Raw genomic sequence first — 6005 nt, 5'->3', positions numbered from 1 at the left:
CTCGAACACCTGCGCGGCTCCGCACTCGGGTTCCGCAACCTGACCAACTACATCGCCCGAAGCCTGCTCGAGACCGGCGGCTTCGGACCCCAACTCCTACACCCCCGATTGGGATGAGCCATCAAAGCGGGACGTCCCGACAAGAGTCCTCAGCTCGTTTTCCTCGTCTAGCTGATTTGCGATCCCGCGCACCGCCGCAAACGAGGAAGTAGCACGATGAATTCGCCGCTGTGCCTCCCGGACCGCCTCGATCGCCGCCACGCGCTCCGCTTCGAAGGCACGGAGACGTTCGCGAGTGAGGCGCTCCGCGTTCGCGCGGTAATCGCCCTTGATCCGCGACCGGGCCGCCCTAGCGTCGGACGCGGCGATCATTACCGTGGTGTTCGCCAGACGGTTCGTGTTCTCCGCGCGGCTGAGAGCCTCGTCAAGCTCCTTTTGAGCTCCGGCCGCAGTGGCTACCGGGTCACCATTGGGAACCCGCAGAGCCGCAGCCTCAGCACCGTCACGGGCCCGCGTAGCGGCTTTAACCGCATGCTCCGCCTCTTCGGCGGACAGGTGATACTTGTCGGCCCTCTCGATACGCTCCGAAAGTGGCTCAACGAGCGGTGCAAGCGTGGTGACCTCAGTCGCGGAACGGCGAAGCGTCGCCAACACTTTCCGCGCGTCCGCTAGATCGTTTTCACGGCGATCCGCGTCCGACAGACCGACGTCCAACGGGTCGGTACCGGGAACGACCGGAGTAGCGTCATGGAAAGCATCTGCGGGAAGCCCTTCGATGGGCTTGGTGTAAAGGGCCATCAGGCACCCCCGAGACGCTGACGAATCGCGGCAGCAAGCTTGTCGGTATTGTCGATCGATCGCGGTTCGGGCTCCGAGTCGACTCGGGCAGAAGGCGCGAGATCGGCCAGCTTGGCCGCGTTGGCCCGAACGCTGGCGTAATCCTCGCCCTTGAGTGAGCGAACGATGTCCGCGCGGACGCCCGTGGCACCCGCGATACCGTCTACCTCGGCTTCTGAAAGCGAGAACGGCTCCGGGTCGGGCGTTGCGGTGGCGGTGGTCATGGGTCAATCCTCTCCGTTGGTGTTCTTAGCGTCCGGTTCGCGGGAAGGTCGTCGGCCCCGCGCCCCGGGGAAGGGGGTAACCAAAAAAACGGTTACCCACTAGAGTTCCTATAGACGTGTAAGGAGGTCTGAGTGGTAACCGTTTTTTTCGGTTACCGGAGAACCGGAGCGTAGCTAGGTCGCCACGCTCCGGCATTGTTGTTACTTAACGGCTCTGCCCGAACACGTCGCGTTCTTCCGCGTGCTCTGCCGCGTGTTCGATCGGTGTCACATTCGCGGGAAGGGCCGTCGCGGGACCTCCGTAGTCGGGCATAAGGCGGATTCCGTAGAACACCTTTCCGTCAGCCTTGGTCTGGCCTTCCGTGACGCCCTGTTCACTTAGCCGCGTCTTGACCCAAGAGGGCTGGTACTTCCCGGACGGGTGCCCGTTGTCTCCGCGCCATTCCTTTAGGGCCCGGTTGAACTCGGATCGCTTGACCTTGTGGTCCGCGTCGAACTCGAATAGGTCGCTGATCATGTCCTGTAGCGGGTTGACCGCTTCCCGGTGCTCCCGTGTGGTGGCCTCGACAGCTTCGGGCGAGACAAGCCCGTTGGCGTAGTATTCAACCGCTCCGCGTACGGCCCACGCGGCGATTCCCTCGGCTTCTTTGGTGAGGTCCGCGTCTAGCGATCGGTCTTCCCGCCCGGCGAAGGACTGTCCGAACTCGACTGCCCGCACACGGGCCCATAGGGCGGCACCCGTGGTTTTGAAGTCGGGCAGGTAGTTGGATTGCAAGATGATCAGGTACCCGGGAACGTATTCGAACGCGGCCCCATACAGTTGCCGCGCCTGGATAGCGTCGCCTCCCGCGTGTCGCTTGAGTAGCTCCGCGTCTAGGGGTACGCCTTCTGCCCCTTCGGACGCGGTAACTACGCGCGCACTCTTGAGCCGCGCGATCGCCTCGGTGTGTGTCCCTGATCCCTTCTCGAACACGGAGAATTCGGTGTCCATGATCAGGGCCGGGCCAAACGCGGACTTCATGGCGCGTAGCAGTGTGCCCTTGCCGTTGCGGCCTTGGGAGCCGAAGAACACGCCGAAGCAGTGTTCGCGGTTCTCGCCGGTGATGCCGTAGCCCATGAGCACCCGGAGATAGTCGCGAACGCCGTTGTCTTCGGGGTGTGCGTCCTTGAGGAACTGCTCAAAGCGGGGGGCTTCCGCGTCCGGCCGGTAGTCGACGCTGGCAATCTGCGTGAGCCGATCGGCCGCGTTGTGTTCGCGGAGTTCGCCCGTGCGAAGGTCCACAGTGCCGTTCCGGAACGTCAAAAGGTGCTTGTGTGCGTCGAACTCGCGGACGTCTACGCGGACGCTATCGAGGGTCTGGAGCTCCCTAGCGATATAGCTTCGATGGTTGCCGCGCTGTAGCACGTTGGCCGCGTCAAGCATCCAATTCTTGTCGCTCTGTCCGTATCCTCGGTAGAGAAGTCGCGCGGCTTCCGTCATAGCCTGCCGTACGGGCGCGTCGTCGGCTTGAGCGTCCCACACCTTGCCGGTCCATTTCATCCACCCGAGTTCGGGGGAGAACAGGAACTTGCCTTTTACGGTGTCCGCGACGAATTCAGCGTAGGCGACGTGTTGGTACGTCCCGTCGGCCTTGGAAAGGCGGTGCTCCCACGCGGGGTCGATACGCGCGGCTTCGTCGTCAACGATGACGGGTCCGGCGGTTTGAGCTTGCAGCGTGGCGAGGATATCGGCCGGGTTAAAGGTCACGGGTTTCTCACTATTCATTCAAGTTGGGTTAAGGTGTTCGCGGATTCAGCCGCGTGCTGTGAGCCGCTTCGCCAATGCGTGTGAAACACCGCTCATGTGTGTTCCGGAGCTACTGGCACGCACGGACGCATACTGGAATTCCGGGGGTACGTCGATGTTCAGGCGCACGTATTCGGAGAGCAGGGCGAGCGTGATCCCGCGTGCGTCCATGAGTCCGGCTAGTGCGTGTGCTCCGCCTAGTCCGTAGATGGGCGCACGACCGGGACGCTTTTCGACCGCAATGGGCATCCCTAGGTTGTCTGCCGCGTCGATAATTGCGTTCACGGTCCGGTTCACGGAACCCGGAACGTGCAGGGCGTAGGGATCGGAGAGGTCTTCGAACCCTTCGCTGTATGTGCCGTCGCGGCCGGTGCGAGCAAGGTAGGTTACTAGGTCATTGCTCGTATCGAAGTCGGTGGACCAAATCTCACCGTTTGGCTGTTTGGCGAGTTGGGCGTTGACGCGGTCACGCGCTTCCGCGAAAGTCAGCATGGGTACTCTCCGTTCGGGTCAGAAACAAAAAAAGCCCCGGCCGCTACCGCTAGCTACACGCGCGGACACCAATCCGCATGTAACTAGCTCCGGTAGCGACCGGGGCTGTGCATCCCGTAGACCGGGGATGCGTCGGTGGTTTTCGACTCGCGTGGGAAGTTGGTGTCCGACCACGCGGGTTCTCTGTAGTTATGTGTCCCGTTGTTCACGGGTGTTCGCGTGAATCTCCGCGACCGGCCGGAGCACGGCCAGCGGCGGCCCCGCGTCCCGCGTCGCGCGTCCCGCTATTCGCGTCCGGCCAGCGGCGGCCCCTGCGTCCGCGAGCGGCACGGGCCCGTGACCCTTGCCGCGTCCGCACGGCACGCTGAACGGCAAGGCAGACCAGCGGCAAGCGGCACGGGGAGCGGCACAGCGACCGGCAAGCTCTAGCGGCAAGCGGCACGATTCACCGGCAAGTGCCTGGTCACCACCTTTGCCGCCCCGTGCCACGCACGGCACGTACGGCCAGTGCGGGCACTTCCCCGGGTTCCTTCCCCGTTGACCCGTGCCGCTGGGTTGCCGTTCGCGGCACGGTAAGCGGCAAGCCCGTTCCGGCAAGCGGCAACGGCAAACGGCACGCTTGCCGGTTGCGGCACGGGGAGCGGCAAGGCTCGTGTGCCGTTGTGCCGTTGCTCGGAGCCTTGCCCGTGGCGACCCCCGGCGAGACGCGCGCGGAGCGCTAGGGACGCCTGAACGGGCCGGGGCGAGGGTGGCGGTTCGCGGCCGGTACGGCCACGGGCACGACAACGGGCCCGAACCTCGCTGGGAAGTTCGGGCCCGTGGTGGTGGAGCTACGCGCTTTCCTCGTCTGCTACAGCGGCCAACGTGTCTGCCGCTTCGGCCCAATCGGGGTCGATGATGTCGAACACCAAACGATCCTTGCGCCGTAGGTCACCGTGGTACACCCACACGCGGGCCCCGGCTTGTGTCATGAGGTTGCGGCGCACGGCTGCATCCCCGTCCTCCCACACATCCGCGACCCGCTTACCGGTAGGCCGGTGCTCAATCCAGGGTTCAACCACGGGACGCGCTTCCAACTCCGTCAACCGCGCGGATAGCGCGTCGACGCGCGTTTGCCACACCTTGCGCGCGGCGTCGCTGCCCGCGTTGGCCAACTGGTCCGCCATCAGGTCGAGTTCGCGGGCACACCGGTCAATCTCGGGCCCGGGGTCCTCGCCCCCGTGGTGAACGGCTTCTGTGTACTCCAGGCTGCCTACCGCGCGTAGGAAGTTCTCTTCGGCGAACCTCTCCGCGCGGTGGTCAACGACCGATCCCCCGTGTTCGCACTTGATACCGGAGTTGAGCCGCGCGCACGCGTAGATGGTGGACCGTGGCGGTTTGGCCCTGTTCAGATACATCCGCTTGCCGCAGTTGGCACAGTGCGCCACTCCGAGCAAGAGGGCTTTGGTGTCGCTCCTGTCCACCGGGGCCTTCTTACGGCTGTCTAGCTCCCGCTGTAGCTCGTTGAACTCGTCTTCCGTCAGGAGCGGGTCATCCGTGGACAGCACCGGGGACCCGTCGGCCTTGCGGACCGTGGACGCGTAGTGGTGACCGTTCGTCTTGTGGCCCATCAGTGCGGGGGAACGGAGCTTGACCAGCAGAGCCCCCGAGTGCCAATAGGTGGTCTTACCGCGCCGTGCGCCTTGTCGCGGCAGCACGCCACGCGCATTCAGATCAGAGCACACCTTGTTGAGCGACTCGGAATCGAGTATCCGACGGATGATCTCGGAGAGAACGCGGACCTCGGCGGGATTGCGGACCAACGTCTTGCCCGGACCGTAGGGGTTGGGCGCGGTCATGTACCCGTACGACGGGGGACCTCCCGCGAACCGGTGAGGCATCGTACGGATTGCCGCGCGGGCCCCGGTGATGCGCTCCGAGATCGACAACGCTTCCATTTGGGCCGCAAACGCGAACACCTGTGTCAGCAACTCCGCGACCGGGGAGCGGCCGGAGAGGTCAAGCTCTAGCGACCCGCCACCGGGCCCTTCGGCAAAGATCAGCCGCTTCCGATGCGTGCGGGCCCACCCGACCAACGCGGACATGTCCACCATGGACCGAACGGCGCGGTCGAGACGCCAGAACACCAACGCGTCAAAGTCGTGGGAGCGATGGGCCAACCAATCCCCGAGTTGCGGCCGCTCCCACGGGGTCGTCTTGGTGGCGGACACGTCGATATCGGAAGCGATCCCCGCGACAGCAAGCCCGTAGTGGGTTGCGGCCGCGCGCGTGGCGTCCTCCTGCCGCTGCGGGGACGTCGTCTCATCAGTGCGTACGGATAGGCGGATCGCCAGAAGTGCTCTGTGTTGGGTCATGCACCGAAAATACAGTAGTTGGGTTGGGTCTGCTGTGGTCCGAGCAGAGTGGCTGAATGTTGTCCGCGCTGGTGGACCCGCCGGCCGAGAAGCTCTGCTTGTGGTCGGCCTCCGACCCGCTGGCCGGGAAGTTGCACCCCTGGGGCCAAGCGCAGGTGGTGTGACCGAACAGCCCCGCGTCCCGCAGAGCACCCGTGGCGTCGCGCTGGGTGCGGCCCACGTCCAGCACCCGGTCGCCCTTGGGGGAGGTGATCATCCGGCGCAGCACACTGTTGGGGGCCAGGGCACGGACCGCGGCCATGGAGACCACCT

General features: G+C 64.8%; 6 protein-coding genes. All 6 read right to left on the bottom strand.

The window, feature by feature from the left end; translation table 11 throughout:
• Positions 1-96: 96 nt before the first annotated feature.
• On the bottom strand, positions 97-798 hold the full coding sequence (locus ACYVD1_RS34225) for a hypothetical protein (protein ID WP_460778632.1): 702 nt from the start codon (positions 796-798) through the stop codon (positions 97-99).
• Positions 798-1061: a hypothetical protein gene (locus tag ACYVD1_RS34220; RefSeq protein WP_460778631.1), complete on the bottom strand. Its 264-nt coding sequence runs from the start codon at positions 1059-1061 to the stop codon at positions 798-800. The genes ACYVD1_RS34225 and ACYVD1_RS34220 overlap by 1 nt, the downstream gene beginning before the upstream one ends.
• 205 nt (positions 1062-1266) lie before the next feature.
• Entirely contained in the window at positions 1267-2826 is a 1560-nt protein-coding gene (locus ACYVD1_RS34215; RefSeq protein ID WP_460778629.1) for a DNA primase family protein, read from the bottom strand.
• A gap of 27 nt (positions 2827-2853) precedes the next feature.
• Positions 2854-3339 carry a hypothetical protein gene (locus ACYVD1_RS34210; protein WP_460778628.1) on the bottom strand — a complete coding sequence of 162 codons (486 nt, stop codon included), beginning with the start codon at positions 3337-3339 and terminating at the stop codon, positions 2854-2856.
• A gap of 830 nt (positions 3340-4169) precedes the next feature.
• Positions 4170-5693 (bottom strand): recombinase family protein, encoded by a 1524-nt coding sequence (locus ACYVD1_RS34205; RefSeq protein ID WP_460778627.1) that lies wholly within the window; start codon positions 5691-5693, stop codon positions 4170-4172.
• Positions 5644-6005, bottom strand: a 362-nt coding sequence (locus ACYVD1_RS34200; RefSeq protein WP_460778626.1) for an HNH endonuclease signature motif containing protein, incomplete at its 5' end; no start/stop codon positions are given. The genes ACYVD1_RS34205 and ACYVD1_RS34200, both read right to left, overlap by 50 nt.

It is taken from the genome of Nocardiopsis nanhaiensis, from assembly GCF_054778635.1.
The sequence above is the reverse complement of the archived record's forward strand: the minus strand, read 5'-3'. Positions and strand labels throughout refer to the sequence as shown.

Coding starts and splice junctions, on each gene's coding strand:
- ACYVD1_RS34225 (WP_460778632.1), bottom strand. CDS start 798: ATGGCCCTTTACACCAAGCCCATCGAAGGGCTTCCCGCAGATGCTTTC.
- ACYVD1_RS34220 (WP_460778631.1), bottom strand. CDS start 1,061: ATGACCACCGCCACCGCAACGCCCGACCCGGAGCCGTTCTCGCTTTCA.
- ACYVD1_RS34215 (WP_460778629.1), bottom strand. CDS start 2,826: ATGAATAGTGAGAAACCCGTGACCTTTAACCCGGCCGATATCCTCGCC.
- ACYVD1_RS34210 (WP_460778628.1), bottom strand. CDS start 3,339: ATGCTGACTTTCGCGGAAGCGCGTGACCGCGTCAACGCCCAACTCGCC.
- ACYVD1_RS34205 (WP_460778627.1), bottom strand. CDS start 5,693: ATGACCCAACACAGAGCACTTCTGGCGATCCGCCTATCCGTACGCACT.